Annotated in this window: 26 protein-coding genes and 1 pseudogene; 13 read left to right on the forward strand and 14 right to left on the reverse strand. The window is 62.1% G+C overall.

The features are described from left to right. Positions 1-177 precede the first annotated feature (177 nt). The gene (locus LHL23_RS19690; RefSeq protein ID WP_226431198.1) at positions 178-828 is read left to right on the forward strand and encodes a BON domain-containing protein; all 651 of its coding nucleotides are present in this window, start codon (positions 178-180) and stop codon (positions 826-828) included. 289 nt (positions 829-1,117) lie between these two features. On the opposite strand, the gene LHL23_RS19695 is transcribed toward LHL23_RS19690, so the two are convergent. Then, a complete protein-coding gene (locus LHL23_RS19695) occupies positions 1,118-1,918 on the reverse strand; it encodes a Crp/Fnr family transcriptional regulator (RefSeq protein WP_226431199.1) in 801 nt (266 codons plus the stop codon). Positions 1,919-2,169: 251 nt separating this feature from the next. Between LHL23_RS19695 and LHL23_RS19700 the strand changes: the two genes are divergently transcribed. After that, a complete protein-coding gene (locus tag LHL23_RS19700; protein WP_226431200.1) occupies positions 2,170-4,113 on the forward strand; it encodes an ATP-binding protein in 1,944 nt (647 codons plus the stop codon). On the opposite strand, the gene LHL23_RS19705 is transcribed toward LHL23_RS19700, so the two are convergent. From LHL23_RS19705 to LHL23_RS19720, 4 genes are all read right to left on the reverse strand, one after another. Beyond that, positions 4,088-4,801, reverse strand: coding sequence for a response regulator transcription factor (locus LHL23_RS19705; protein WP_226431201.1), 714 nt, complete (start codon positions 4,799-4,801; stop codon positions 4,088-4,090). The genes LHL23_RS19700 and LHL23_RS19705 overlap by 26 nt on opposite strands. Positions 4,802-4,978: 177 nt before the next feature. Next, a complete protein-coding gene (locus tag LHL23_RS19710) occupies positions 4,979-5,500 on the reverse strand; it encodes an Hsp20/alpha crystallin family protein (RefSeq protein ID WP_226431202.1) in 522 nt (173 codons plus the stop codon). A gap of 181 nt (positions 5,501-5,681) precedes the next feature. Beyond that, complete coding sequence (locus LHL23_RS19715; RefSeq protein ID WP_319005221.1) at positions 5,682-6,143, reverse strand: host attachment protein; 462 nt, start codon at positions 6,141-6,143, stop codon at positions 5,682-5,684. Between the two features lie 6 nt (positions 6,144-6,149). Continuing rightward, a complete protein-coding gene (locus LHL23_RS19720; RefSeq protein WP_226431204.1) occupies positions 6,150-6,569 on the reverse strand; it encodes a CBS domain-containing protein in 420 nt (139 codons plus the stop codon). A gap of 205 nt (positions 6,570-6,774) precedes the next feature. Here LHL23_RS19720 and LHL23_RS19725 point away from each other — a divergent pair, with 205 nt between their 5' ends. The 3 genes and pseudogenes from LHL23_RS19725 to LHL23_RS19735 all read left to right on the forward strand — a co-directional run bounded on the left by LHL23_RS19725 (position 6,775) and on the right by LHL23_RS19735 (position 7,870). Beyond that, entirely contained in the window at positions 6,775-6,954 is a 180-nt protein-coding gene (locus tag LHL23_RS19725; RefSeq protein WP_222482448.1) for a hypothetical protein, read from the forward strand. Positions 6,955-6,981: 27 nt separating this feature from the next. Next, positions 6,982-7,158, forward strand: a pseudogene (locus LHL23_RS19730) (DUF3775 domain-containing protein); the annotation flags it as partial. Between the two features lie 409 nt (positions 7,159-7,567). Continuing rightward, entirely contained in the window at positions 7,568-7,870 is a 303-nt protein-coding gene (locus tag LHL23_RS19735) for an SHOCT domain-containing protein (protein ID WP_226431206.1), read from the forward strand. A gap of 87 nt (positions 7,871-7,957) precedes the next feature. Here the strand turns inward: LHL23_RS19735 and LHL23_RS19740 are convergent, their stop codons facing one another. From LHL23_RS19740 to LHL23_RS19750, 3 genes are all read right to left on the reverse strand, one after another. Next, positions 7,958-8,314 carry an SPW repeat protein gene (locus LHL23_RS19740; RefSeq protein WP_226431207.1) on the reverse strand — a complete coding sequence of 119 codons (357 nt, stop codon included), beginning with the start codon at positions 8,312-8,314 and terminating at the stop codon, positions 7,958-7,960. Positions 8,315-8,396: 82 nt separating this feature from the next. Next, a complete protein-coding gene (gene lon, locus LHL23_RS19745) occupies positions 8,397-10,805 on the reverse strand; it encodes an endopeptidase La (protein ID WP_226431208.1) in 2,409 nt (802 codons plus the stop codon). Beyond that, on the reverse strand, positions 10,798-11,205 hold the full coding sequence (locus LHL23_RS19750) for an Hsp20/alpha crystallin family protein (RefSeq protein WP_226431209.1): 408 nt from the start codon (positions 11,203-11,205) through the stop codon (positions 10,798-10,800). The genes lon and LHL23_RS19750 overlap by 8 nt, the downstream gene beginning before the upstream one ends. Before the next feature lie 131 nt (positions 11,206-11,336). On the opposite strand from LHL23_RS19750, the gene LHL23_RS19755 reads away from it, so the two are divergent. From LHL23_RS19755 to LHL23_RS19775, 5 genes are all read left to right on the forward strand, one after another. Further along, positions 11,337-12,236, forward strand: a complete 900-nt coding sequence (locus LHL23_RS19755; protein WP_226431210.1) for a DNA-binding protein — start codon at positions 11,337-11,339, stop codon at positions 12,234-12,236. 134 nt (positions 12,237-12,370) lie between these two features. After that, the gene (locus LHL23_RS19760) at positions 12,371-13,642 is read left to right on the forward strand and encodes a sulfite oxidase (RefSeq protein ID WP_226431211.1); all 1,272 of its coding nucleotides are present in this window, start codon (positions 12,371-12,373) and stop codon (positions 13,640-13,642) included. After that, entirely contained in the window at positions 13,642-14,001 is a 360-nt protein-coding gene (locus LHL23_RS19765; RefSeq protein WP_226431212.1) for an aldehyde dehydrogenase, read from the forward strand. Before LHL23_RS19760 ends, LHL23_RS19765 begins: the two co-directional genes overlap by 1 nt. Before the next feature lie 28 nt (positions 14,002-14,029). Beyond that, positions 14,030-14,860 carry a universal stress protein gene (locus LHL23_RS19770; RefSeq protein WP_226431213.1) on the forward strand — a complete coding sequence of 277 codons (831 nt, stop codon included), beginning with the start codon at positions 14,030-14,032 and terminating at the stop codon, positions 14,858-14,860. Positions 14,861-14,884: 24 nt separating this feature from the next. Beyond that, positions 14,885-16,267, forward strand: a complete 1,383-nt coding sequence (locus LHL23_RS19775) for an MBL fold metallo-hydrolase RNA specificity domain-containing protein (RefSeq protein WP_226431214.1) — start codon at positions 14,885-14,887, stop codon at positions 16,265-16,267. Positions 16,268-16,315: 48 nt separating this feature from the next. Here LHL23_RS19775 and LHL23_RS19780 read toward each other — a convergent pair whose 3' ends face one another. The 4 genes from LHL23_RS19780 to LHL23_RS19795 all read right to left on the reverse strand — a co-directional run bounded on the left by LHL23_RS19780 (position 16,316) and on the right by LHL23_RS19795 (position 19,978). Beyond that, positions 16,316-18,031 (reverse strand): SulP family inorganic anion transporter, encoded by a 1,716-nt coding sequence (locus tag LHL23_RS19780; RefSeq protein WP_226431237.1) that lies wholly within the window; start codon positions 18,029-18,031, stop codon positions 16,316-16,318. 158 nt (positions 18,032-18,189) lie between these two features. Continuing rightward, complete coding sequence (locus LHL23_RS19785; RefSeq protein ID WP_226431215.1) at positions 18,190-19,077, reverse strand: MBL fold metallo-hydrolase; 888 nt, start codon at positions 19,075-19,077, stop codon at positions 18,190-18,192. Positions 19,078-19,081: 4 nt separating this feature from the next. Next, a complete protein-coding gene (locus tag LHL23_RS19790) occupies positions 19,082-19,534 on the reverse strand; it encodes a DUF6691 family protein (protein ID WP_226431216.1) in 453 nt (150 codons plus the stop codon). A gap of 3 nt (positions 19,535-19,537) precedes the next feature. Next, positions 19,538-19,978 carry a YeeE/YedE family protein gene (locus LHL23_RS19795; protein WP_226431217.1) on the reverse strand — a complete coding sequence of 147 codons (441 nt, stop codon included), beginning with the start codon at positions 19,976-19,978 and terminating at the stop codon, positions 19,538-19,540. A gap of 250 nt (positions 19,979-20,228) precedes the next feature. Here LHL23_RS19795 and LHL23_RS19800 point away from each other — a divergent pair, with 250 nt between their 5' ends. Next, complete coding sequence (locus LHL23_RS19800; RefSeq protein ID WP_222482435.1) at positions 20,229-20,756, forward strand: universal stress protein; 528 nt, start codon at positions 20,229-20,231, stop codon at positions 20,754-20,756. 44 nt (positions 20,757-20,800) lie between these two features. Continuing rightward, positions 20,801-21,115 carry a hypothetical protein gene (locus tag LHL23_RS19805; RefSeq protein ID WP_226431218.1) on the forward strand — a complete coding sequence of 105 codons (315 nt, stop codon included), beginning with the start codon at positions 20,801-20,803 and terminating at the stop codon, positions 21,113-21,115. 41 nt (positions 21,116-21,156) lie between these two features. Here LHL23_RS19805 and LHL23_RS19810 read toward each other — a convergent pair whose 3' ends face one another. After that, positions 21,157-21,582 carry a DUF2267 domain-containing protein gene (locus LHL23_RS19810; RefSeq protein WP_222482433.1) on the reverse strand — a complete coding sequence of 142 codons (426 nt, stop codon included), beginning with the start codon at positions 21,580-21,582 and terminating at the stop codon, positions 21,157-21,159. 145 nt (positions 21,583-21,727) lie between these two features. Next, the gene (locus tag LHL23_RS19815; protein ID WP_226431219.1) at positions 21,728-23,152 is read right to left on the reverse strand and encodes a hypothetical protein; all 1,425 of its coding nucleotides are present in this window, start codon (positions 23,150-23,152) and stop codon (positions 21,728-21,730) included. Between the two features lie 82 nt (positions 23,153-23,234). On the opposite strand from LHL23_RS19815, the gene LHL23_RS19820 reads away from it, so the two are divergent. Further along, complete coding sequence (locus tag LHL23_RS19820; RefSeq protein WP_226431220.1) at positions 23,235-24,059, forward strand: class II glutamine amidotransferase; 825 nt, start codon at positions 23,235-23,237, stop codon at positions 24,057-24,059. Positions 24,060-24,128: the final 69 nt, after the last annotated feature.

A 24,128-nucleotide genomic window follows, 5' to 3' on the forward strand; every position in this document is an offset into this window, starting at 1 on the left:
CCTGCGTTAAAATGCACGAGGAAAGGGCATAAGGGACTGAAAATATATAATTATTTCGAATTTCGCCCCGCCTCCTCAGGAACGCCGTTGTCGGCTATCAATGCCTTATGCCCCCGGAACCATAAGATTGGCTGCAGTGTTTGCGAGTGACTCGCGTTTCTCTGAAGGATGAATGAGATGAAGGATATCGATCTTAAGCAGGATATCTTGGACGAGCTGGACTATGATCCAAGCATTGATGCCGCTGACATCGGCATCGCGGTTGAAGATGGCACGGTCACCTTGACCGGGCATGTCCCGACCTATTCCCAGAAGCTGGCGGCCGAGAACATCGTCAAAAGGGTGAAGGGCGTGCGGGCCATTGCACAGGAAATCGAGGTGCGGCCGTTTGGAGCCCACAGGACAGCAGATGACGAAGTCGCGAAACGGGCGGCAAACTCCCTGCGCTGGGACAGCTCGATACCCAGAGATGCCATCAAGGTAAAAGTCGAGAACGGGCTCGTGACGCTCACCGGGAACGTCCGATGGTACTATGAAAAGCAGGCCGCGGAACGAGCTGTTCAAGGGTTGGCAGGCGTCAAAGCTGTTTCCAATCAGGTCCAGATTGTCCCTTCGGTCAAGCCGGCCGATGTGCGTCAGCGCATCGAAGACGCGCTCAGGCGCGATGCGGAACTGGAAGCGAAGCGTATCCGGATCAATGTCCATGACCGGGAAGTCACACTTGAAGGCCAGGTCCGGACCTTGGCGGAGCGTGACGCGGCTGAACGCGCAGCCTGGGCAGCACCGGGCGTCTCGAATGTGGTTGACCATATTTCCATCGGCAACTGACGCAGTCATGAAGCCGGGTGGATGAAGCCCGCCCGGCAACAACAGGGCATTGCCGTAGGCGCGTCGGCAGCTTGGCTGCTGTAAAAGCAGATGAGACTGATTGTCCTGATCACGGTGCCGAAGTCTCCAATTGGAACGTATTCTCAACCGTGGAGCCCGAAAATTGCTCAGCCGGGCAGAATTCAGCCTGATGCGTCCGGCTCCGCAGCCAAGTCAATCACACCCCTATTCCAGGTTGCTTGATCCTTTTCCCGCTACCGAAACAGTGCCGCGGAGCCTTTGACAGAGGTCATTGCCGGCAACTGCCTATATCCGTGGCAGTGGCTGCGGCTTGCTTCCGAAGCTGGCAGGTAACCCGCTTCCTGCCCGGGCCAAACCGTTTTTTCTCGCGGGAACCGGCTCTTGGGACGGCCCGGAGCAAGTGTTTGACCGCCTCGGCAGCCGGCCGGGTCCGAGGTTGGCCGAAATCCGCCAAGGCCTGCAGCTCACTCTTGTTTGTAACTCTGAAGCGATTGGATGCCTGCAAGCTTATGACACCTCTGTCCGCCAGCTGGTGCAGCCCGCGGCAGAGCGTTTCCACGGTCATGTTCAAAAAGGACGCGACATCCCGCCGTGTCAGGATCACCTCAATTTCCGGCGCGCCCGTTCCGGTGCCCATTGGCATCTGCTGAACCAGCCAGTAGGCGATGCGCTGAAGCGACGTGCGGCCCCGCAAGGCTGCCGCCCAAAGCCGGTGCTCGGTCAGCTGATGCTCCAGTGCAGAAAGATAGGCAAAGAAGATCTGCGGTCTTTCAGACTGGAAATCCTGGAATGTGCTGCGGGCCACCCAGCACACCTCTGCCGGGACAGCAGCTTCCCAGGAGAAGGCGTTTTCCACCGCGTTCAGCTCTCCGATCAGCTGTCCGGGGCCGAGTATCTGGAGCAACAGCTCCTCGCCATCCTCCGTGATCAGAAAAACCTTGACCAGGCCGGAAACGAGAATGCCGATGTTCCCGGCCTCTTCCCCCTGAACCGATATGCTGGCACCCTGCTTGTAATGCGCGCGGAAACTTCTGGACGCCAGATGGGACAGAGATCCGCTGCCGAGCATGTGGCACAGCCCGTGTTCCCTTGAGGCACAGGTTTCGCAAAGGCCGCCTGCAGATGTTGGAGAAAAGGCGCAGTTTGGCATTTTGCCCCCCCGTGGTTTAAAGTTTTACTCATCACACAGTCCCGGCGGACCGCCGGCTCCTGCAAAAACCCTCGCAGAACAGAGGCAGCGGCGGCAGGGGGGAAATTGTGCAGAATTGTGCGGGCTTGGAACGGCAAAAAAAGGCTGAGTGTTTTTAACGAGGTGCGCTTATGTCCAATCCTGATCCGCAGGATGCTGAACCCGCCGCCGAGGCGCTGTCTGCCCGCCTGTCCGCCTTTATTTCAGAATCTCCGCTGGCTGCGGCCATGTTCGACAGGCAGATGCGCTACGTTGCCTGGTCACGGCAATGGGCTCTTGATCATGGCGCAGATGGATCCGGCCTTCAGGGGCGGTGTTACCACGAAGAACTCCCTGATCTGCCGCCGCAGTTCCGCAAGGCCATTGCACAGGCACTGGCCGGGGAAAGCACCTCCTGCGAGGCGGAACGCTACCAGTACCCAAGCGGCCGCACCGTGTGGGAGCGCAGGCAGGTTCAGCCGGTCCTGAATACCGGCGGCGCGGTCGCCGGGGCGGTTGTCTGGTCCCAGCAAGTCACTGACCCAGGGATATTGGAAACCGCAAGCAGGGACCGTTTCCTCCAGGCGATGGACGCAACCGGAATCGGCGTACTCGAACTCGATTACCGCACCGGCTTAGTGAAGGCATCAGACGGCTTCCTGTCCCTGCTGGCAATAGGCGAACAGGATATTCCGAAAACGTTAACCGGTTGGGCGAAGGTTTTGCGGCCGGCTGACCAGGACGCGTTCCGCGCGATGAGCGATCAGGCGCTTGATCCAAATGGGAATGGCTTGATCAGCAGCGAACTGCGTCCGCTGGTCAGCGGATGCGAAAAACACCTGCAGGTTTTCGGCAAGGTTTTTTTCAACGGCAAGGGCAAGGGCGCCCGGCCGGAGCATTTTGTCTGTCTTCTCATCGACCAAACCAAACGTCAGCAATTGCAAGCGGCACTGGCCAAGGCCCAGCGGCTGGAAACGGTGGGGCAGCTGGCCGGGGTGATCGCCCATGACTTCAACAACCTGCTATCGATCATTCTTGCCAACCTGGAACTGGCGGCGTTGCGTGTGCCGGGCGGCGATGCTCAAGACTTTCTGAAGCGCGCGATTGATGCGGCTGAGGCCGGCGGCAATTTCAACGCAAAGCTGCTGGCCCTGACAGGGGAAAACGGCCGCAATCCGGAAGTCTTGCAGCTGGACAGCCATATACTCAAGACATGGGCAATGCTGGAGCATTTGCTGAACGAGTCTACCACCTTGCGCTTTCTGCCAGGTGCCGATGGCTGCTATGTCCGAGTTGATCCGCCGGAACTCGACGGCGCCGTGATCAATCTGGTGATCAATGCCCGCGACGCTCAGCCGGACGGCGGGCGCATCGATATTCGTACCGCGGATGTGTCCCTGGACGAGGCTGCCGCCAGCCGCTATCCGGACGGGCGGCCCGGCGAGTATGTCCGGCTCTCGGTGTCGGACAGGGGCACCGGCATGACCGAGGACGTCAGGAAACGCGCGCTGGAGCCGTTCTTCACCACCAAGGGAAGCGGTCTGGGAACCGGGCTGGGGCTGGCCAGCGTTGCTGCTGCCGCTGCCCGGGCAGAGGGGTTTGTTCACATCAGTTCCGAACCGGGCCAGGGTACATCCGTATCTCTGTTCCTGCCTGCCGCCGGACGGCAGGCCGCTGGACCGCAGGCAGACCAGAAGGACATTCAATTCGGAAACGGCGAGCTGGTGCTGGTGGTGGAAGATGACCCGAGGGTCCGCGAAGCAACGCTGCAGCGCCTTGAGGCGATTGGCTATGCCGTGACCGAGGCGGCGGATGCCGCCACTGCCCTGAAGCAGCTATCGGAAGGAGAACCCGTGGATCTGGTGTTCTCCGACGTCGTGATGCCGGGCGGGATGTCGGGCTACGGGCTGGCGGCAGAGGTCAGGCGCCTGTTCCCCGAAGTTGCCGTACTGCTGACCTCAGGGTACCTTTCCCGGGCCGTGGAAGCCGCGCTGGAAATGGACAACCGGCCGGAACTCTTGCGGAAGCCCTACACGCTCAAGGTGCTGGCTCAGGCCGTTTCGCGGGCGCTCAGGACCGTGCAGCAGGAGGAGTGACCTCGCCGCTGAAGACATAGCCGACGCCCCGCACCGACCTGATCATCAGCGGCGCTTCACCGCCGGGCTCGATTTTAGCGCGCAGCCGTGCGACATGGCCGTCCACCGTTCTGTCGAGGGGTGCCCACTTCCGCCCCAGCACTTCTTGCGAGATTTCATCCCGGCTCAGGACGCGCCCGGGATTGCGCAAGAACAGCTCCAGCAGCTGCAACTCGGTACCGGTCAGGTCTATGGGGCTGCCACCCGAGTCCCGGACCAGCCTGGCCTTCACATCGAACTCGCAATGGCCAAAACGGACCGCCGCCGCCAGATCAGAGGCCCCGCGGTAACGTTCCAGCGTCTTGCGGGTTCTCAGGACCACCTCCCGGATATGGAAGGGTTTGACGATATAGTCATCGGCACCGCATTCCAGCCCCCTCACCCGGTCAAAGGGATGGGCTTTCCCGGTAATCATGAGGATTGGAATATTGCGCCGCCGCCGCAATTCCCGGGCCAGCTCCAGGCCGTCCTGCTGCCCCAGGCCAATGTCCAGCGTGACAAGGTCTATCTCATAGGTCTCAAGCGCTGTAAACAGCCCCTTGCGGTCCCACGCCTCACGGACCGTCCAGCCTTCCGGCTCCAGCCCTTGACGAAGCGCCGCCCTGACGCCGGCTTCGTCATCTACGACAAGAATTTCAATTGGCTGCATGCAAGTGGCACTTTTACAATCACTGCGTGATCCAAAGACATCCTATCACACTTGCGTTATTGAATCCGGTATTTCTGCACCGCCGGAATACCTTCGCCGCAAGGCGGCGGTCTCAGGGGCTGCATACAACGTGCTGCGCCGCGAAAGACTTCCCCTTGGCGGCGCAGGATTCAGATGTCACGCCGCCTTGACAGCAATCTTCTTCTCGGAGGCGATGGCTGCCTCGGATTTCGGCAGGTGCACCGTCAGCACGCCATTGGAAAACGTCGCACTGATCTTATCCTGGTCGATATTGTCCGGCAGCCTGACCGAACGGAAGAAGCTGCCCCAGCGGCGCTCGCTGAGGTGGTAGCTGGGTTCATCCTCCTGCTTTTCCTCCGTCTTCTCGCCGCTGATCGACAATGTGCCGTTGCTTGTCTTCACCTCGATGGACTCCGGGTCCAGACCAGGCAATTCCGCGGTGACGGAATACTCGGTGCCGTTCTCGGTCAGGTCGATAGCCGGGCTCAAGGCCATTTCCGTGCGCAAGGATCCGAAATCCGGCCCTTCGCGGCTAAACCATGAGCGCGGCTCGAAGGCATCGAACAGGCGCTCCATTTCCTCCCGCAGGGTTCCAAAGCCGCCCCAAGGGCTGAGCGCGGGTGAACGCTGCGCCGGTGCCGTCTCGCGGGCAACGGGAACTTTGGCTTTCGTGGTCATAGGCATTCTCCTTTGTCAAAAGAACTCCGCTGACAGGGGCACAGGGGAAAACCTTTTCCCCGGCCAGCGGAGAAGTTTGCGGAACACTAGGACAAGGGACGTGGCTGCCTGCGACTGCTCAACGCGTCGTGTCCGCGAACAAAATTATGGAAGAATCGCGGTGTGCAGGCATTGATGGCGGTCAACCGGAAACCAGCGCCCGCACCGCCGCTGCCAGCTCCCCGGACGACAGCCGCACGAGGTTCTTCTGAAATTCCTGGCGCACACATTCGCGCAGCGTTCCGGGCAGTTCAGTCCGCCAAAGGCCGACGCAGCCAGAAGGCGCAATCAGTACCAGCCCATCGAAGGCATGAAGCCGGTACTGTTCGTCCAGAAAGCCCAGAACCTCTCTAAGAAAGGCACGCGCGTCCTCCTGCAAGGGGTCAGCGCCCGGTTCCACACCGGATCTTCGGCCATCTCTGGCCGAAGCAAAACTGCGGGTGGGTTTGTTGTGCAGAATGTCGCGCAGGTTCCGGCGCGCAGACTGCATCGTTATCTCTGCCGCTGCCTGATTGCGGGCGCCGGGCAACTCCCGGATTATCCGGGCGCGGCTGGTGTTCATGACCACATACCAGATCCGTTCTGAAGGGCCGGGCGGCATCATCCTGTCCTATTTGTGATGATCGGCCACCGCCCGGGTCAATTCACCCGTGAGTTCCAGGCCGGCAGCATGCGCCACGTCGCCAAGGCTGAGCATGCCGACATAGCGTTTTTCCTCGTTCAAGACCGGCAACCGGCGGATCTTCTTCTGATCCATGAGGTGCACAGCGTCCTCCACGGATTCTTCGGTGCGGCAAAAGACAATGCCAGGCGACATCACGTCCTCTGCCTTTGTCTTATTGGCGCTAAGGTTCTTTGCAACAACCCGCGTCGCAAGATCGCGGTCGGTGATCATGCCGATGAGCTTGTCATTCTTCCCAACCGGCACCGCCCCGATGTCATCTTTTGCCATGCGGGCGGCAATTTCACTGACAGGTGTATCAGCGCTGACCCACTCTGCAGGGGCATGCATTGCTTCACTGATCTTCATTGTATCCTCCATGCCAAAGCTTCTGACCCATTCTGGCCCGCGAGGGCCTTTGTGCATTGATGGCTGTCAAGCAGGCCCGGAGTGACAGCGGTCCATGCAATCACACCGGCTGCTAGGGCAAGAGTTGAAAGGCAGGCAGCACCTGACGGAAAGCTATGCGCCTTTCCGCGGTCCGGAGCTGACCCGCATTTCTAATGGAAGACCTATGAACCCTCAAAAAACACCGCCTGCCGCCGAACCAGATACCGCAGATCTCCGGGTGCCGCCCAAGGTGGTCTGGTTCATAACAGAACTGGCACAGGACCTGATGGGAAAAAGCGCCAGCACGGCACCGGAGGATGCCGGGGACGACGACAACCCTGCCGCAGACATACTGGAAGACTGAGGCCGGGATCCGGCAGAGGAAGAGCTCAGATCCGTGATCTCGGATCTCGATGAGGAAGCGCAAACCGATCTTGTCGCCCTCATGTGGCTGGGCCGGGAAGAGAGCGACTGGCAGGAACTCCGCGAACTGGCCGAGTTGGAGCACAACGACTTCACCGCTGACTATCTGCTCGGAACCCCGCTTCTTGCCGATTACTTCGCGTAATTTCCTGGCATTTCGTTGACGGCTGTCAATGGCGTGCGGCCAGGACCCAGCAATACTGTTCTCATCGATGGAGGGAGCCAATACCAGTGAAGGTCCCAGGCGAACCGCCGCAAGGCGCGGAGCTGCGGAACGATGGACTGGCGCGGCAATGAATGCCATCGGTCTGGGATTGCCGGCATTTCAGCGAGCGCAATAGGGGAGACCTTTGTTGTGGAAGCTGGGACCGGCAATCCTTCGCTGTTTTCAGTCGCTGGCTACCGGGGTCAGGATCCGTGAAATCCGCACCGCTTGCGCCAATACCGGACCGCGCTCTTCAGAGCAAAATGCTCCCGGAATTGCCATGTATCAAAACTCCAGTCCTTCCGGCTCTTCAGACTGCAGCTATGCAACTTTCTCTGCGGAGGCTGTCATGCAACGTTTCGCGTTCACTTTTATTGTACTCGCGTCCCCTGCAATGGCGGACGTGGAAGGCTACAGGCATATGCCGGATTGGAGCTACGGCCATGGCCTGTTCATGATCTTCGGGTCCATCCTGTGGCTGGCCGTGCTGGGTCTTATCATTGCCGGCATCATCTGGTTTGTCCGGCGCAACGAGGACAGCAAGGCTTCGCGCAGCCGCGAAAGCGCGCTTGCCGAACTCGACATGCGTTTCGCACGCGGCGAAATCGAACCCGAGGAGTATACCACCCGCAAGAAGCTGTTGGCGGGCTGAAGCGCACGGTTCAATCAAGGGCGCGTGCCCCCCAAAAAAACGGGGCAGACCGAATGCCGCCCCGCCATCAGCCTGTCCGGACAGGTGTCACCGCCGTTTCATTGGCCAGTCAGCATACACAACCGTTGCGCCCATCGCGACGATGACCGCACCGCCGATAACGGCCATCCAGGTCAGAATGGCCACACTGGAATAGCCCAGAACCCATGGTGAAATGATCAGCCAGGCACCAAGTACGATCTCAATCCATTCCTCCCAGATATTGAAGTTCAACAGGGCAGTGGCAGCGAGTGCCGCCGCCGCAATCCCGACAAGAACAAAGTTCCAAGTCGCCGGTGTCAGGCTTCCACCGTCCGCCGGGGTGACGTTGAGAAAAAACAGGGCTATTGCCAGCGCAAACCCTGTCAGCAGGGTAACTCCATCCTGCCAATGAATCCGTTGCATTCCCGAGCCTCCTGAGTTCTTCCGCGGCGCACCGCCGCTAACTCCATTATGCCCCGGCCTCCAGGCACGGCATTGACCCGCGTCAACGGATAAAATCCCTTGTTTTCAAATCGGTATCAAAAGCATGGGTCAGAATATCATCAACGGTTTCCAGCCAGACGACCTCCAGCACGTCCCGCGCGGCCATGGGAATGTCATCAAAATCACGCCGGTTGCGGTCAGGTAAAAGCACACGCGACAGCCCCGCGGCGGCTGCAGCCATCACCTTTTCCCGTATGCCGCCCACCGGAAGAACAAGGCCGCGCAGCGAAATCTCACCAGTCATTGCAGTGTCATTCCTGAGCTTGCGGTCAACAAGCAGCGAAACCATTGCCGAGAAAATGGCAGTGCCGGCGCTCGGCCCGTCCTTCGGCGTTGCTCCGGCCGGAACATGCACATGAATATCGGAATTCTCGAACACGGCTTGATCTATGCCGAGCTCGCCCATCCGTGCCTTGACAAGCGTCATGGCCGCCTGCGCGCTTTCGCGCATGACATCGCCAAGCTGCCCGGTCAGCACCAGCTTGCCTTTGCCGGGAACGCGGCTGGCCTCGATGAACAGGATGCTGCCGCCGGACGGCGTCCAGGCAAGCCCGGTCGCCACCCCAGGTACCGAGGTGCGCATTGCAACCTCATCCTCATATCTGGGCGGCCCCAGGATCTCTTTCAGATCGTCTGCGCCGATCTGCACGCTGGCCGCCTTGCCGCCGGCAATTCCGACGGCGGCGTGCCGCAACAATGCGCCGATCATGCGCTCCAGGTTCCGGACCCCTGCTTCCCGGGTGTAACTGCGGATAACGCCCAGCAGCGCGGCATCGCTGATTGCGGCCTGCTCCGGTGCCAGGCCGGTGGCCTCCAGTTGGCCCTTCAAAAGGTGCCGTTTGGCGATTTCCAGCTTCTCGTCTTCGAGGTACCCGGGCAGTGTTATGACTTCCATCCGGTCAAGCAACGGGGCCGGAATTGTCTCCAGCAGATTGGCGGTTGCCAGAAAAACCACATGCGACAAGTCAAAGCTGACACCCAGGTAATTGTCGCGGAACGCCGCGTTCTGAGACGGATCCAGAACTTCTAGCAACGCCGAGGAAGGATCGCCGCCAGGGCCTCTGCCCAGCTTGTCAATCTCGTCAAGCATCAGCACGCAGTTCCGCGCCCCTGCCCGCCGGATGGACTGAATCAGCATACCCGGCATCGCCCCGATATAGGTGCGGCGGTGGCCGCGGATTTCCGCCTCATCATGCACCCCGCCCAAGCTGAACCGGGCAAAGGGCCGTCCCAGGGCGCGGGCGATTGACTGGCCCAAGGAGGTCTTGCCGACACCGGGCGGCCCGGCGAGACACAGGATCGGTGCCTTGCCGGCAGGTGCAAGCTTGCGGACGGCAAGATACTCGATGATCCGGGCCTTGATCTTCTCCAGCCCATAGTGATCCTCATCCAGAATTCCCCGGGCCTCTTGCAGATCGACAGGCTGGGCCTCCGGAAGCTGCCACGGCAGTTCCGTCATCCATTCAAGCCAGGTCCGAAGCATCCCCGTCTCGCCTGCGGCTTCCGGCATCCGGTTGTAGCGCCCAAGCTCCTTGAGCGCATATCTTTCCGTGTCTTCCGGCATTCCGGCTGCGGTGATGCGGCGGGACAGTTCGGCAAACTCCTCAGCTGTGCTGCCCTCCCCCTCGCCAAGCTCCCGCTGAATGGCAGCAAGCTGTTCGCGCAGCACCGCTTTCCGGTGCCGCTCATCCAGCGCCTCGCGCGTCTGTTCTCCGATTTCCTTCGTAATGCGCAGCACTTCGACGCGCCTGGCCAGAAGGCGCGCGGTTTTTTCTATGCGCGCCCCGATTCCGAGCGTCTCAAGAATCTCCTGCCGCTCCGCGACCGGAAAATCAGAATAGGCTGCCGCCAGATCTGCCAGCAGGCCCGGTTCCGCCATATCCTTCACCGACTCGGCCAGCCCGCCAGGCGCGTCGGGAAGCAGTTCGAGAAGCTCCACCGTCAGATCCCGGAGATGCAGAAACCGGGCCTCTGTCTCAGGCCGGTGGTCAGCCGGCTCGGTGATTTGCTCCACATGCGCAACGGCAAACGGCTTTTCCTGAAGCAGTTTCGACAGGCGGAAACGCCCGGTGCCCCGGCAAATTATGTGGTTGCCGCTGTCCGGCGATCTCACGTAGCGCAGAATATCTGCTGTGCACCCAATTCTGTGCAGATCCTCGGCAGCGGGCTGTTCCAGGGAAGGATCGCGCTGAAGAATAACGCCAAGCGGCCGGTCCTCGCGGACGGCCAGCTCGACAGCGGCGACAGAGGCCTCGCGGCCGACCGCAAGCGGGAAAACCGTGCCCGGAAAGGCGACGAAATTGCGCACCGGAAGCAGTATCAGACCGTCAACGGCACAGGGCTCCGTAATTGGCGCCGGAGCCGGGCCTCCATTTTCTGCCGTTTGCTTTGCCGTCGTTTCCTCAGTCATCACAACTGCTCCGCAACTTCCGCATACGGATAATCAGACAGCCCTGCCCCTCCCGGCTGCTGACCTGGTAATGCCCGTCCGGGATCCTGACCTTGCGCTCGAAGGGGCCATTGGGCAGCTCGAGGCGCAAAAACCCTGCGGTGCGCCATTCCGGCGGCCGCTGCCTGTAACCGCGCAAGACAAGAACGCCGCTCTCGGCCGAAATCTCCACGCTGGACATGTCGACCCCCGGCAGCGCGACATAGGCCAGAACCTCAGAGTCTGTCTCGATCAGGTCCAGCGGCGGCTCCCAGGCCGGGACCGGCCCCAGGCCGAAAGTCACCCGGTGCAGTTCCTCCGCCCGGGCCAGCAGGCTCAGCGCCTGTGACAGCATCCTGTTTTGCGCGGTTTCTTTTGGCATTCTCCGTGTCCTGACACCTGCTTCCACCCTGTTTGCGGCAACAAGAGAGCTGCTGCATTGATGGGGCGCAATGCAGCCGTCCGCAAACAAAGGAAAATCCCGGTAACGCCTTCCAACAGCCAGGCAGCCGCATGGAAACCAAACCCGCCATAGGCACCGAGGACAGTCCGGGTCTGCAAGAAAACAGCCGGATCGCAGAACAGCTGAACCGCTATTCCAACCTTCTTGAATCGCAGGGCGGCGACGGTTTCCGGATCCGGGCATACCGGAATGCAGCCGCCAGAGTTGCCGAGCTGCGCCAGCCTTTGCGCACACTCTATCAAGAGGGCGGCGGCGCCGCGCTGATCGGGCTGCCCGCAATCGGGCGTGGCATTGCAGCGGCGATTGCAGAAATCCTGACCACGGGACGATGGCAGCAGCTTGACCGTCTGCAGGGGGAAACCGGACCGGAAGACCTTTTCCAAACAGTACCGGGCATAGGGCCAGCCCTGGCAAGCAGATTCACCGAACAGTTTGATGCCCAGACGCTGGAAGACCTGGAAACCGCATTGCGCAATCCCAGAATGAAGGTCTCCGGTCTCGGCCCGCGCCGCCGCAGCGCCATTCTTGCCGCGCTGTCCGGCAGGCTTGAAGCAATCCGTCGGATCCGGGCGCCGCGCCGCGGCGGGCACGAGCCTCCTGTACAACTACTGCTTGAGGCAGACGCCATCTACCGGACAAGGGCTGCGGCCGGCAAGCTGCGCACAATAGCACCGCGCCGGTTCAACCCAGAAGGCAAGGATTGGCTGCCTGTCCTCCACCTGACGCGCGGCGGCTGGCATTTGACACTGCTGTTTTCCAACTCCGCGCGCGCGCACGCGCTCGGGAGAACGGCAGATTGGGTGCTTGTCTTCTGCCACTTCGAGGACGAACCCGAAATGCAGTTCACCGTGGTGACACAGCGGCAGGGGCCGCTGGAAGGCCGCCGCGTGGTGCGCGGCCGCGAGAGCGAATGCGCCCGCTATTGGGCCGGCCAGCCGGTGGGGAACTGACAGGCCGCTCTGCTCCTTGCCCATTAACCGCCGTCAATGCGCCTGGCAGGAGCGCGTGGTCAAATACCAGCAACATGCCGTGGTTAGCGCCGGGAGGCCCAGCCGCCACCGGCATGAGCAAAGGGAGTGCACTTATGACCTCGGAACACAAGCGAAACCCTGCCGCCGCGCGGGGCGGCACCGCTGAAACGGAAGCGTCTCCCGGCGCGGGCCGCCGCCGCTTCCTGAAAACCGCAGGCCTGGCTGGCCTTGGCGCAGTGGCAGGCATGGCGGTTCCGTTTCACCGCAACCTGCCGCACGGGTTTTTCCCGGCCGCGATGGCCAGCGAAAACGGGCTGGCGGGCAAGGACGGTCTCACCCTGCTGAATGACCGCCCGCTGAATGCCGAGACGCCGCCGGAGCTGCTGGATGATCCAATCACCCCGACAGAACGCCATTTCATCCGCAACAACGGGCTCGCGCCAGATGACACAAGCCCCGAAGGCTGGATGCTGTCGGTTGACGGCTTCGTAGACAGCCCGCTGGAACTTTCGATTGCGGATCTCAGGGACCGCTTCGAAGTGGTCACGCTGGCGCTGACGCTGGAATGCGGCGGCAACGGGCGGGCCTTCTTCGACCCGCCGGCCAGCGGCAACCAGTGGACCTACGGCGCGGTGGCCTGCTCGGAATGGACCGGGGTGCGGCTGCGCGATGTGCTGCAGGCGGCTGGCGTCCAGGACAACGTGGTCTACACCGCGCACTACGGGGGGGACGGGCATCTTTCTGGTGATCCGGACAAGCTGCCGATCTCGCGCGGGCTGCCGATTGCCAAGGCACTGACGGACAACGTGCTGATCGCCTTTGCGATGAACGGGGCGGACCTGCACCCGATGAACGGTGCGCCGCTGCGGCTGGTGGTGCCGGGCTGGCCCGGCTCCTGCTCGCAGAAATGGCTGACCCGGATCGAGCTGCGCGACCAGGTGCATGACGGCCCCAAGATGACCGGCACTTCCTACCGCGTGCCCGCGTACCCGGTGGCCCCGGGCGACGACGTGCCCAAGGAGGATTTCCGGATTATCGAACGGATGCCGGTGAAATCGCTGATCACCTTCCCCGCCAACGGCGCCGCGTCCGGGTTGGAGACAGAAGTGCGCGGCCACGCCTGGTCCGGCGACCGCACGGTGGACCGGCTCGACATCTCCTATGACTTCGGCGCCAGCTGGCAGGCCGCAGAGCTGGACCCGCCGGTCAACGAAGGCGCCTGGCAGAACTGGCGCAGCAGCGTGCGCTTCCCGGTTGCCGGCTATTACGAGATCTGGGCCCGCGCCATCGACAGCGCCGGCGAAATGCAGCGTTTCGCCATCGACTGGAATCCCAAAGGGTATCTGAACAACCGGATGCACCGTGTCGGCCTGCGGGTCAGCTGATGCCCGGGCATCCGGCATCAGGGAAGGGCTCCCGTCAGGCACGGCTCAGGCTTGCAGCCGCCTGTGCCGCCCTGTGCAGCACGCTTTCGCAGGCCCACGCCCAAGCTTCTGAGGACAGCGAATTCGGCCAGCTGGTCGCGGCAGAGGGAGCGGAAGAAACCTACTATGCCTGTACCGCCTGCCATTCCGAGATGATCGTCGCCCAGCAGGGCAAGACCCGCGAAGGCTGGAGCGGTTTGCTGGACTGGATGACCGAGGAGCAGGGCATGCCCGAACTCGACCCTGACGAGCGAAGGATTATCCTGGATTACCTCTCTGCCCACTACAACACGGACCGGCCGAATTTCCCGCTCCGCTGAGAGCGAACCAGCAGCAAGGAGTAAAGCGATGACAATCAAATCCCTGGCGGTTGCGCTGTTTTCGGCAGAAGAGGCGCAGTGGCTCATTCCTGCAGCCGCGGATATGGCCAGCCGCACCGGCGCCCATCTGACCGGCGTGCTGCCGATGGAAGCCCAGGTGCCCTTTGCCGGCACCGAAGGCAGCCTGGTAAGCTACGGCGCGGCATTCATTCCCGAATGGCAGCGGCAGGAAGCAGTGGCTGTCGCCGAGGCCTTTCAGGCTGCTGTTGCGGGACGGGATTTCCTGTCCGATTTCCGCCAGCAGCCGCTGGGCAGCGAAAGCGCGGAGAACTTTCTGCTCGAGAATGTGGCCGCTGCGGATCTTGTGCTGGCGGGGCAATGCCCGCATCAGGGTGCCAGGCACAGCCACCGCCAGCTGCAGGAACAGCTGATCCGCCATTCCGGGCGCCCTGTCCTGATCCTCCCGGACGGCTGGCCCCCCGCCCTCATCGGCACAAACATCCTGATCGGCTGGAGCAATACCCGCGAGGCTATCCGCGCCGCTCACTATGCCCGTGCACTGGCGCAGCCCGGTGCCAGTATTTCGATCCTCCACATCGGCGACGGCGGCCTTGGGCTCGCCTGCCGCGAGGACATGGCTGCGGCTTTTGACAGGCACGGGCATGCCGTGACCCTGATCGACCGCGAAAAATCCTCACAGGATATCGGGTCCACACTGCTCAAGGTGGCAATGGAATGCGGCGCCGACATGCTGGCGGCGGGCGCCTTCGGGCATTCCTGGGCCTATGACTTCGTGATCGGGGCCGCCACGCGCGAACTGCTGGAACGTTCGAAGCTGCCGGTCCTGTTTTCCAAGTAGGCCGCGGCAGGACAGGAGGGTGCCATGCCGCCGCCAATTAATGCCAGGCTGCGTTTCCTCGGGGCCACCGGAACAGTCACCGGCTCCCGCTACCTGATCGAATCCGGGCGCCAGCGGGTGCTGATCGATTGCGGGCTCTATCAGGGCTACAAGCATCTCAGGCGGCGCAACCGCAAGCCATTCCCGGTCCGCCCCGGATCCATCACCGCCATCCTGCTGACGCATGCCCATCTCGATCATTCCGGCTACCTCCCGGCGCTGTTCCGCTCGGGCTGCCAGGCACCGGTCTACTGCACCCCGCCGACCCGCGACCTTTGCGGGCTGCTGCTGCCGGACAGCGGCCGCCTGCAGGAGGAGGAGGCGCAGCATGCGCGGCGCAAAGGCTATTCCAAGCACAAGCGCCCGGCCCCGCTCTACACTGAAGCAGACGCCTGGGCGGCGCTGCGCCGGTTCCGGCCCCACCCCTTCGGCAAGCAACTGGATCTTGGCGGCGGCCTGAGCGCCGAATTCATCCGCGCGGGCCACCTGCTGGGGGCTGCTCAGATCCGGGTCAGGGCCGGCGGCAAGACGGTGCATTTCAGCGGCGACCTCGGCCAGGACCGCGATCCGCTGATGCCGCCGCCGGAGCCCTTTGCAGGCGCCGATGTGCTAGTCTGCGAGTCGACCTACGGCGACCGCCTGCACCCTGCCATTTCCCCAGAAGACGAACTGGCCGGTATCCTGGCCCCGTTCCTGAAGCAAAAGGGCATCGTGCTGATCCCCGCCTTTGCCGTCGGCCGCGCACAGGGCATCATATACCTCCTCTCCCGCCTGATGACGGCCGGCCGCATTCCGCGGGTTCCCGTATTCCTCGACAGCCCGATGGCGGCGGACGCCACGGAAATATATGCCCGCCACTGCGCCGAGCACCGGATTGCCCAGCAGGACTGCGCGGCGGTGTTCCAGCTCCCTGTCCGGACCAATACGGTTGCGCAGTCCAAGGACCTGAACACCCGCGAAGGCCCGATGGTCATTATCTCGGCCAGCGGCATGATCACCGGCGGGCGCATCCTGCATCACGTGGTGAACTTCGGCAGCCGCCTGCAGACCATGATCGTGCTTTCCGGCTATCAAGCAGGCGGCACCCGCGGCGCCTCTCTGGCCGCAGGCGAACGCCGTTTGCGCATGTTCGGGCAGGACTACCGCATCAATGCCCAGGTCGCCCAGCTTCAAACCTTTTCAGGCCATGCCGACGCCGATGAGCTGCTGCGCTGGATGGCAGCCGGCACGGCACCTGCCATGACATATCTGACACATGGCGAGCCCGAAGCCTCCGACGCGCTCCGGCGGCGCCTCGCGCATGAACTGGGCCGCCCGTCGCGGGTGCCCGAGCACCTGGAATCGATCCGCATCGGTAGACCGTCATGATCCCGGCGCGCGCCCTGGCGCACGCCTTGCCCGGCGGGCCCGGCGCCGTCATCCGGCTGCCGCAAGATCCTTCCAGGCCTGGAACTGCGACAGGTACACCCGGCCGTTGAGGTCATCGAGGAAATGCGTCTTTTGCAGACGGTCCATCACCGGCCCCTTGACCTCCGACAGGTGCAGGCCGATGCCCTGCTCCTTCAGCCTCAGATTGATAGCCTCCAGGTTTTCCAGCGCGGAATAATCGATTTCGTTCACTGCGGAACACATCAGCACCACGTTCCGCAGATCCTTGTCGCGGGCCAGCCGGTCAAGCACCAGGGTCTCGAGAAACCGCGCGTTCACGAAATACAGGCTTTCATCAATCCTGAGACTCAAGAGGCCAGGGCTGGTCTCAACCTTGTGGCGGTTGATATTGCGGAAATGCTCAGTGCCCGGCACCCGGCCGACCTCAGCCACATGCGGGCGGGAGGTTTTGTAGAGATGCAGCAGCAGCGACATCAGCACCCCGGCCGAAACGCCGGCCTCAACGCCCAGGGCCAGCGTCATCGCTATTGTGACAGCCACCGCCGTGAAGTCCGCCTTGGAATATACCCAAGTCCTTTTGAGGATCGAAAAATCGACCAGGCTCAGGACCGCTGTGATGATCGTAGCGGCCAGTGTTGCCTTGGGCAGGAAATGCACCAGCGGGGTAAGGTAAAGGGCGGCGGCACCCAGACCGATGGCCGTGAATGCGCCAGCGGCCGGTGTTTCGGCACCGGCGTCGTAATTCACCACCGAACGGGCAAATCCGCCGGTTACCGGAAACCCGCCGGAGAACGCGGCCCCGAGGTTGGCCGCGCCAAGGCCGATCAGCTCCTGATCCGGATCGATGCGCTGACGTTTCCTTGCCGCCAATGTCTGCGCAACCGAAATCGATTCAACAAATCCGATCACGGAAATCAGCAGGGCCGGAACAAAAAGCGCTTGCAGCAGCTCCGGCGAAAACGAAGGCAATGTCAAAGGCGGCAGGCTTTGCGGTATTTCACCGACAATGGCGACGCCGCGCGCGTTCAGCTCATACGCCTGCACCAGCCATGTAGTAGCAACCACTGCCGCAACCGGCCCCGCCTTGACGGCAACATCTGACAGCGCAGCCGGCAGGCCAATCCGCCGCAGAAGCGGTTTCAATCCCCTGCGCACCCAGAACAAAAAGGCCGTGGCCCCGCCCCCGATCACCAGCGCCAGCAAGTTGGTGTCCGGGATGAGACCCGCAAGCGATGCGGCAATTTCCAGCAGGGTGTGGCCCTGCGCAGGCACACCCAGAATATGCTTGAGCTGGCTGGCGGCGATCAAGACACCAGAAGCAGTGATAAAACCCGCAATCACAGGATGGCTGAGGAAATTCGCAAGAAACCCCAGTTTCAGAAGGCCCATCGCCACCAGAAGCGCCCCTGACAGCATGGCAAGCGACAAGGCTGCCAGCGCATAGCCCATCGTGCCTTGCTCCGCCACCTGCCCGACTGCGACCGCAGTCATCAGCGACACCACCGCCACAGGCCCGACTGCCAGAACCCGCGATGTCCCGAACACCGCATACAGCAGTATCGGAGCAACCGAAGCATAGATCCCCGCTTCGGGAGGCAGCCCGGCCAGCAGGGCATAGGCCAAGGATTGCGGGATCAGCATGATTGTGACGACAAGCGCCGCGATCAGATCGCTGGACATCTGGGCGCCGGTGTATGAGCGGCCCCAATCAAGAACGGGCAGATATCGCACCAGCCGGGTCAGCACTGCACTCTCCTCGGATTTTTCAGGCAGCGCCGACCGCCCGGCACGCTGTTATGGGACACGGCAAGGCGAAGAACAAGGCAAAGCAGGCAGCCCGCCGGCAATCGCCCGGGTATCCTTCACGGCCACGCGCTCCGGGAGTGTTTGAGCATGTGCCGTCACAGCACATTCACCGGCACCTTGAGAAAACGCCTGCCGCTGTCATCGGGCGGCGGCAATTCACCGGCCCGCATGTTCACCTGCAGGGACGGTATGATCAGCCTGGGCAGGTCCAGCTGTGCATCTCGCTCGGTGCGGAATCTGATGAACTCCTCCCGCGTCTTGCCGCCGCCCACATGGATGTTGCGGGCCTTTTCCTCGGCAACCGTCGTCTCCCACCGGACCTCGCGGCCGCCGGGCGCATAGTCGTGGCACATGAACAGCCGTGTTTCCTCCGGCAGGCTCAGCACTTTCTGAATGCTGTCGTACAGTTCTCCCGCGTCGCCGCCCGGGAAATCAGCCCGCGCCGATCCGCCATCGGGCATGAAAAGCGTATCGCCGACAAATGCGGCGTCGCCCATGACATGCGTCATGCATGCGGGCGTATGGCCCGGAGTGTGGATGGCCAGGCACTCCATACTGCCAACCTCATAGCTGTCGCCATCGTCGAACAGCCGGTCGAACTGCGACCCGTCGCGCCGGAATTCCGTGCCCTCGTTGAATATCTTGCCAAAGGTCTCCTGCACGACAGTGATGTTCCGCCCGATGCCCAGCTTGCCGCCCAGTTCCTTCTGGATATAGGGGGCCGCCGACAGATGATCGGCATGGACATGCGTCTCGATCAGCCATTCCACCTGCAGCGCATTGCTCCTGGCAAAGGAGATAATCTCATCGGCATGTTCAAAGCTGATGCGCCCGGCGGCATAGTTGATATCCATCACGGAATCGACAATTGCGCAGGCGTTCGACGCCGGGTCTTTGACAACATAGGAGATCGTGTTCGTTTCAGAATCGAAAAACCCCTTAACGGCCGGTTTCACATTGCGGTTCACATGGTAGCCGGTCATGATTTCACGTCCTTTCCTGGTGCTTCTGTGCTGATGTGCGCTGACCGAACCACCTCTGGAGCCGCTTGGCCGCAAGGATTCCAGCGACCATGGCTGCGGCAAAGATAAAGACCTCGTAGTTGCCGGTGCCAAGCGCAGGCAGCGCGCCGCCGGGGCAGAAACCGCCAATGCCCCAGCCCACGCCGAAAACGGCTGCGCCGCCGATCAGGGGCAGATCGAGATCACGGCGTGCCGGCAGGTTGAAACGGTCTGAAAGCAGCGGGCGGCTGAAGCCGAACACAAAGCGGTAGCCGATAAAGGCAGTGGCCAGTGCACCCCCCATCACAAAGATCAAGGAAGGGTCCCACATACCGGCAAAATCAAAGAAGTTCAGGACTTTGGCCGGATTTGCCATTCCCGATATGGATATTCCGATGCCGAAAATCAGGCCGATGGCATAGCTGGAGATCAGTTTCATCGCCTATCCTCCGACAACGTGGCGCAGCACAAATACGGTCAGGGCGGTGACCGCCATGAAGGTCAGCGTGGCCACAACCGACCGCGGCGACCTTCGCGCCATACCGCAAACGCCATGGCCGGACGTGCACCCCGATCCAAAGGTGACGCCAATGCCGACAATAAACCCTCCAACTGCCAGCATCGCCGCCGGCACGGGCACCTGGACCACCGGCATCGCACCAGTAACCCCCATGACCGCCGCCGGCCCGGTGACCATGCCCAGCAACAGCGCAACCCGCCAGCCCGCGTCGGCGGCCCCGGATGGCGGCAAGAGTCCCGAAAGAATTCCGGTGGCCCCCAGAATGCGGCCCTGCACGGCCATCAGCAGCACCGAAGCGACACCGATCAGCACGCCTCCGGCAAGGGACATCCAGGGTGTGAAGGTTGTTTCTATTCCGGTCATCTGCAACGCCTCCAATCACCGTTTTCTTGCTGTGATGAACGAGGTGCGAAAGCTGGCCTCCGCAGCCAGGCCCTGCTGCCAGCTCCACAGAATAAGCCCACCCTGCCTGACCGGAACGTGCCGCGCATTGACCCGGCGCAAGAACCCGCTGGGTTTCGGGTCGGGCAGCTGCTGTTGATGCCAAGCAATGCATCCAGGTTCGCTCTTGGCTAGGCTTTCCGGGAATCGCTGGGATGATAGGAGGCTGGCCATGACCGGAAGAATTCTCGTTGCCACAGATGGATCGGAAGCAGGCAACCGCGCGCTCGATTGCGCCGCGGAACTGTCAAGCAAGCTTGGACGCGGGCTCAGCATCGTTCACGTCTTTCTGCACGGGCGGCCGCCGGCGGAAATGATGCAGCTGGCCGATTCCGAGCATCTCATTGAACAGGCCGCCAAGGCCCAGAACCTCACACCGCGCGGCCAGCCCGCAAATTTTCTCGGCCTCTTCGCCGGCGCCGCAGAAGAGGCTGACAGGGCCAAGGCCACACTGGCGATCGGCGAAAAAATCCTCGATTGGGCAGCGCACCGTGCCAAGGAAGCCGGTGCACGCGACGTGGAGACGCATATTTGCGCCGGCGATTACGCCGAAGCCATTCTGAAAACCGCTGAAACCGAGAATGCCGGGATGATCGTGATTGGCAGGCGCGGGCTGGGTCTGACCCGCGAGATCCTGCTGGGCAGTGTCTCTCAAAAGGTGCTGCACCACGCGAACTGCACAGTGGTTGTCACGCAATAGCCGGAAACCAGCAGACATTTGGTTTGGAGCCCAAGGAACGCGCTATGGGTCTTTACGCGGACGCCCCGAACAAGGCCCAGAGCAGCGGCCGGCTAGGCCCCTGGCCTGTTGCCGCGGTCACGGTGTTTGCGGATCTGGGCATGGATGATGGCGAGATCGCCAGGTACTTCGGTGTCGCGCCTTCCCTGATCGCGCAGCTGCGTCAGGCAGGGCGCCGGGGCCGGCAGCCGGTGTTCCAAGGCGGCAGCCTGCTCGAAGCCTGGCACCCAAGCGATCCGCCGGCCACACCGCCCTGGTGCGTAGGCCTGAGCCGGCTTCCCGAAAGATTGCGCCACGCGCTGCGCTGGCTGCCTTGGTAAGGCAGCTCCTTCCGAATTCCGCAACGGCGACTGGCCCGCCCCTAGTCCCAAAGTTCCTGTATGGGTTTGCGCATCGCTTTCCTGACCTGGTCGAACTCTCCCTTCGACACATGCCGCCGCAGCAGATCGAACACCGCGGACACTGCGCGCTCCGTGTCTTCCAGCGGCTCCTTGTCGAACCGTGCCTCAATTCTGGCCAGCATATCTTTCTTGCTGCGGGGTTTCACCGGTGTCTTGGACGGGTCCCAGCCATCATAGAAGACCCCCCGCACCAGAACCGGAAGCTGCGCTGCCAGATCGGCGGCTTCGTCAACGGACAGAAAATCGCGTACAGTGTGCAGCGTTTCGTGCAGCAAGAGATAGGCCCTGGACTTATCTGGCCAGCCTAGATCGTCGCAAAGCTGGTTCAGCCATTCGGCGAAAACCTGCGGGGAATGATCGAGGGTCTTGATACCTGTGGTTGCCATAGTTTTCCCTCCGGATTGGGTTTACCCGTTCAGGATCCTACAAGCCCAGCCGCCCCGCATTAATGGGCGTCAATGGCGCCGAACATGGCTGAACTTGCCCTCCCGGCACTTACAATCCCAACTGCATCACGGATGGCAGGCATTCTCAGCGTCCCGCCCGGATCCGGTCAAAGACTTCTTCCATGAGTTTCTCCGCCCGCGCCTGGCTGCCTGCAACCGCCATTGCATTGAGCGAGGCCCGGCCGGGGTGCGGTGGTGAAATCAGAATTACGCCTTCGCGCGACTGCCCGCACCGGAACAGGAGATCGCCAAGGGCTTTGCACTGCTGCGCAAGGTCCAGGGCTGCCTCTGCTTCGAGATTCTCCTGCACAACAACGATCCCTTCCGGGCGCCGGCCCAGCAGCCTGCCGGCTGCGGCAAGCGGAATTGAAACACCGCTCCAGCGCCCATTGCATTCGATCCAGTGGATCTGATCAGCGCCTGAATGGGATTTTCTCAGCACTGCGTCCAGCGAACAGGGCCCGAAATAGCCTGCCCTTTGGAACATGGCGCCAAGGCGTATGGCGTCGTTTTTCAGCGCTTGCTCAGTTTCGCTGCCCAGGCTGGCAAATCTCGCCCCGGCGAATTTGCCCTCATTTCCATGCACCAGCTGTTCGAAAACACCAAGAACCTCCGGCTGGCCTTCGCCGGAATGGGGAATCCACATTTGCACTGACGGGCTTTTCTCCACCCCGCTTTCCCAAACCCCCACAAGAACAGGGTATCTGCCGTCCCATCCCGTTGCCCGCAAACGCCGTTCCAGCTGGCCGCGGACTTCGGCTATGCCAAGACCTTCAAGCTGCGCAGCACTGAACCGGATGTTTCCGGCAGCGCCGGCACTGTCCGGCACTTTGACCACCACTTGCGCGGCTGTCCTGGCAAGGCGGGCAATCCGGCCCGCCGCCGCAGCGGGGCCGAATGCAAAGGCCGAGGGCGGCACGGAGTCCGGCCCGGCTATCTCCCGTGCCACGTCCCAGAACCACAGCTTGTCATTCACCCTGCGCGAGATGCGGGGGGACGGACCTGCAACATGAACCGGCAGCTGCGCGGCTGCTGCCAGGGCCTGCGCAAGATGCCACAGATGACCGGTCACCAGATAGGCATAAAGGGTCAGCGAACCCGCGGCCTCAAGTGCCTCCAGCAGATGCTTGAACAGGCCCGGGTCTGAAAGGCACTGTTTGGCCACCGGGGCCAGATCCGCAGCATGCGCCTCCAGGAAGCGGACCCGCTTCATGCCAAGGTGTTCCGACAGGTAGGTTTCAAACTCCGGGCAGCGCTGGCGGACCACAACTGTATCGCCGGGTTCAGCCAGCAAGGCCATGCGGTGATCGTGAAACCCGACCATCGCAGGCGTGAACAGCGCAATGCCGACCTGATCCCCAATGAACACGGATGCACCCAGGCCCCGGCCCTGCCGGACACCCGGCCACAGATCCCGCGACGTGATCAGCGCAGGCTCATCCCTTACCAGCCGCCTGGCGATCGCGTCGATGCCTGCCTCCCGTCCGCTCCCAGCCCGCGACGAATACAAAGCCGGTCCCCTTCTTTACGGCTGCAAATGCAGTCCATAGTATCACAGTTGCTTGCTGGACCGCTCTGACAGGAGCAGAAAAATGTGCCGCTTGTACGCAATGCATGCAAATGAGCCGACCCGGGTCGAATGCGGCCTGGTCAAGGCCCAGAATGCGCTCATGGCGCAAAGCCAGGGCGACATGGAAGGCATGATGCACGGCCACGGCTGGGGGGTTGCAGATTATCCCGATGGCGTTCCGGTCATCGAAAAACAGGTTTGGGCAGCCTACCACGGCGAACATTTCGCCAAGGCTGCCGCACGGGTCTATGCCCGAACTGCTGTTGCCCACGTCCGCAAGGCAACAGTTGGAACCACCAGTGTCAAAAACACCCATCCCTTCCATCACGGGCGCTGGATCTTTGCCCATAACGGAACGCTGCCCAACTTCGAGCAGCTCCGCTTCCGCCTGTTGGACCAAATGGACCCGCTGCACCGGTCAGAAATCCAGGGCCAGACTGACAGCGAGCATGTCTTCCGCTACCTGCTGAGCCTGTTTCTGCAGCACCCGGAAGAGGGGCTGCTGGAAACCGTGCGCCTCGGGCTCAGCCAGATCATATCCTGGTGCGCGGAAATTGATCCCGCCCGCCCGGCTGGTTTGAACATTGTGCTGACCGACGGGCAGAACCTGGTGGGTTCCAGGTTCAACCGCACGCTTTTCCACCTTAGCCGCAGCAGCCTGCATACCTGCACGATTTGCGGCGAAACGCATGTGAAGCATAAGCACGAAACCCCCTACATGGCGGTGGAGGTGGCCTCGGAGCCCGTCACCTTCGACGAGGACTGGGAGGAAGTGCCCAACGGTGTGGTGTTCCAGGCAACACAAGATTTCCGCCTGGAAATGCGCCCGCTCGCCGGACAGCAATAAAACTCAGCCACAGGCTTGCGCGCCGTGGCCCCCCGCCTTGGCCGGTTCCGCATCCGGCAGGGCGCCGCA

The organism is Leisingera sp. McT4-56 (assembly GCF_020514995.1).
Taxonomy (GTDB): Bacteria; Pseudomonadota; Alphaproteobacteria; order Rhodobacterales; family Rhodobacteraceae; genus Leisingera; species Leisingera aquaemixtae_A.

Bases quoted from the DNA above. Each gene is read 5' to 3' on its own strand.
- LHL23_RS19690 (WP_226431198.1), top strand. From the start codon at position 178: ATGAAGGATATCGATCTTAAGCAGGATATCTTGGACGAGCTGGACTAT.
- LHL23_RS19720 (WP_226431204.1), bottom strand. From the start codon at position 6,569: ATGAAGATCAGTGAAGCAATGCATGCCCCTGCAGAGTGGGTCAGCGCT.
- LHL23_RS19805 (WP_226431218.1), top strand. From the start codon at position 20,801: ATGGGTCTTTACGCGGACGCCCCGAACAAGGCCCAGAGCAGCGGCCGG.
- LHL23_RS19785 (WP_226431215.1), bottom strand. From the start codon at position 19,077: ATGACCGGCTACCATGTGAACCGCAATGTGAAACCGGCCGTTAAGGGG.
- LHL23_RS19765 (WP_226431212.1), top strand. From the start codon at position 13,642: ATGCCCGGGCATCCGGCATCAGGGAAGGGCTCCCGTCAGGCACGGCTC.
- LHL23_RS19810 (WP_222482433.1), bottom strand. From the start codon at position 21,582: ATGGCAACCACAGGTATCAAGACCCTCGATCATTCCCCGCAGGTTTTC.
- LHL23_RS19755 (WP_226431210.1), top strand. From the start codon at position 11,337: ATGGAAACCAAACCCGCCATAGGCACCGAGGACAGTCCGGGTCTGCAA.
- LHL23_RS19715 (WP_319005221.1), bottom strand. From the start codon at position 6,143: ATGATGCCGCCCGGCCCTTCAGAACGGATCTGGTATGTGGTCATGAAC.
- LHL23_RS19740 (WP_226431207.1), bottom strand. From the start codon at position 8,314: ATGCAACGGATTCATTGGCAGGATGGAGTTACCCTGCTGACAGGGTTT.
- LHL23_RS19775 (WP_226431214.1), top strand. From the start codon at position 14,885: ATGCCGCCGCCAATTAATGCCAGGCTGCGTTTCCTCGGGGCCACCGGA.
- LHL23_RS19790 (WP_226431216.1), bottom strand. From the start codon at position 19,534: ATGAAACTGATCTCCAGCTATGCCATCGGCCTGATTTTCGGCATCGGA.
- LHL23_RS19705 (WP_226431201.1), bottom strand. From the start codon at position 4,801: ATGCAGCCAATTGAAATTCTTGTCGTAGATGACGAAGCCGGCGTCAGG.
- LHL23_RS19710 (WP_226431202.1), bottom strand. From the start codon at position 5,500: ATGACCACGAAAGCCAAAGTTCCCGTTGCCCGCGAGACGGCACCGGCG.
- LHL23_RS19820 (WP_226431220.1), top strand. From the start codon at position 23,235: ATGTGCCGCTTGTACGCAATGCATGCAAATGAGCCGACCCGGGTCGAA.
- LHL23_RS19750 (WP_226431209.1), bottom strand. From the start codon at position 11,205: ATGCCAAAAGAAACCGCGCAAAACAGGATGCTGTCACAGGCGCTGAGC.
- LHL23_RS19795 (WP_226431217.1), bottom strand. From the start codon at position 19,978: ATGACCGGAATAGAAACAACCTTCACACCCTGGATGTCCCTTGCCGGA.
- LHL23_RS19700 (WP_226431200.1), top strand. From the start codon at position 2,170: ATGTCCAATCCTGATCCGCAGGATGCTGAACCCGCCGCCGAGGCGCTG.
- LHL23_RS19735 (WP_226431206.1), top strand. From the start codon at position 7,568: ATGCAACGTTTCGCGTTCACTTTTATTGTACTCGCGTCCCCTGCAATG.
- LHL23_RS19725 (WP_222482448.1), top strand. From the start codon at position 6,775: ATGAACCCTCAAAAAACACCGCCTGCCGCCGAACCAGATACCGCAGAT.
- LHL23_RS19695 (WP_226431199.1), bottom strand. From the start codon at position 1,918: ATGCTCGGCAGCGGATCTCTGTCCCATCTGGCGTCCAGAAGTTTCCGC.
- LHL23_RS19770 (WP_226431213.1), top strand. From the start codon at position 14,030: ATGACAATCAAATCCCTGGCGGTTGCGCTGTTTTCGGCAGAAGAGGCG.
- lon (WP_226431208.1), bottom strand. From the start codon at position 10,805: ATGACTGAGGAAACGACGGCAAAGCAAACGGCAGAAAATGGAGGCCCG.
- LHL23_RS19800 (WP_222482435.1), top strand. From the start codon at position 20,229: ATGACCGGAAGAATTCTCGTTGCCACAGATGGATCGGAAGCAGGCAAC.
- LHL23_RS19760 (WP_226431211.1), top strand. From the start codon at position 12,371: ATGACCTCGGAACACAAGCGAAACCCTGCCGCCGCGCGGGGCGGCACC.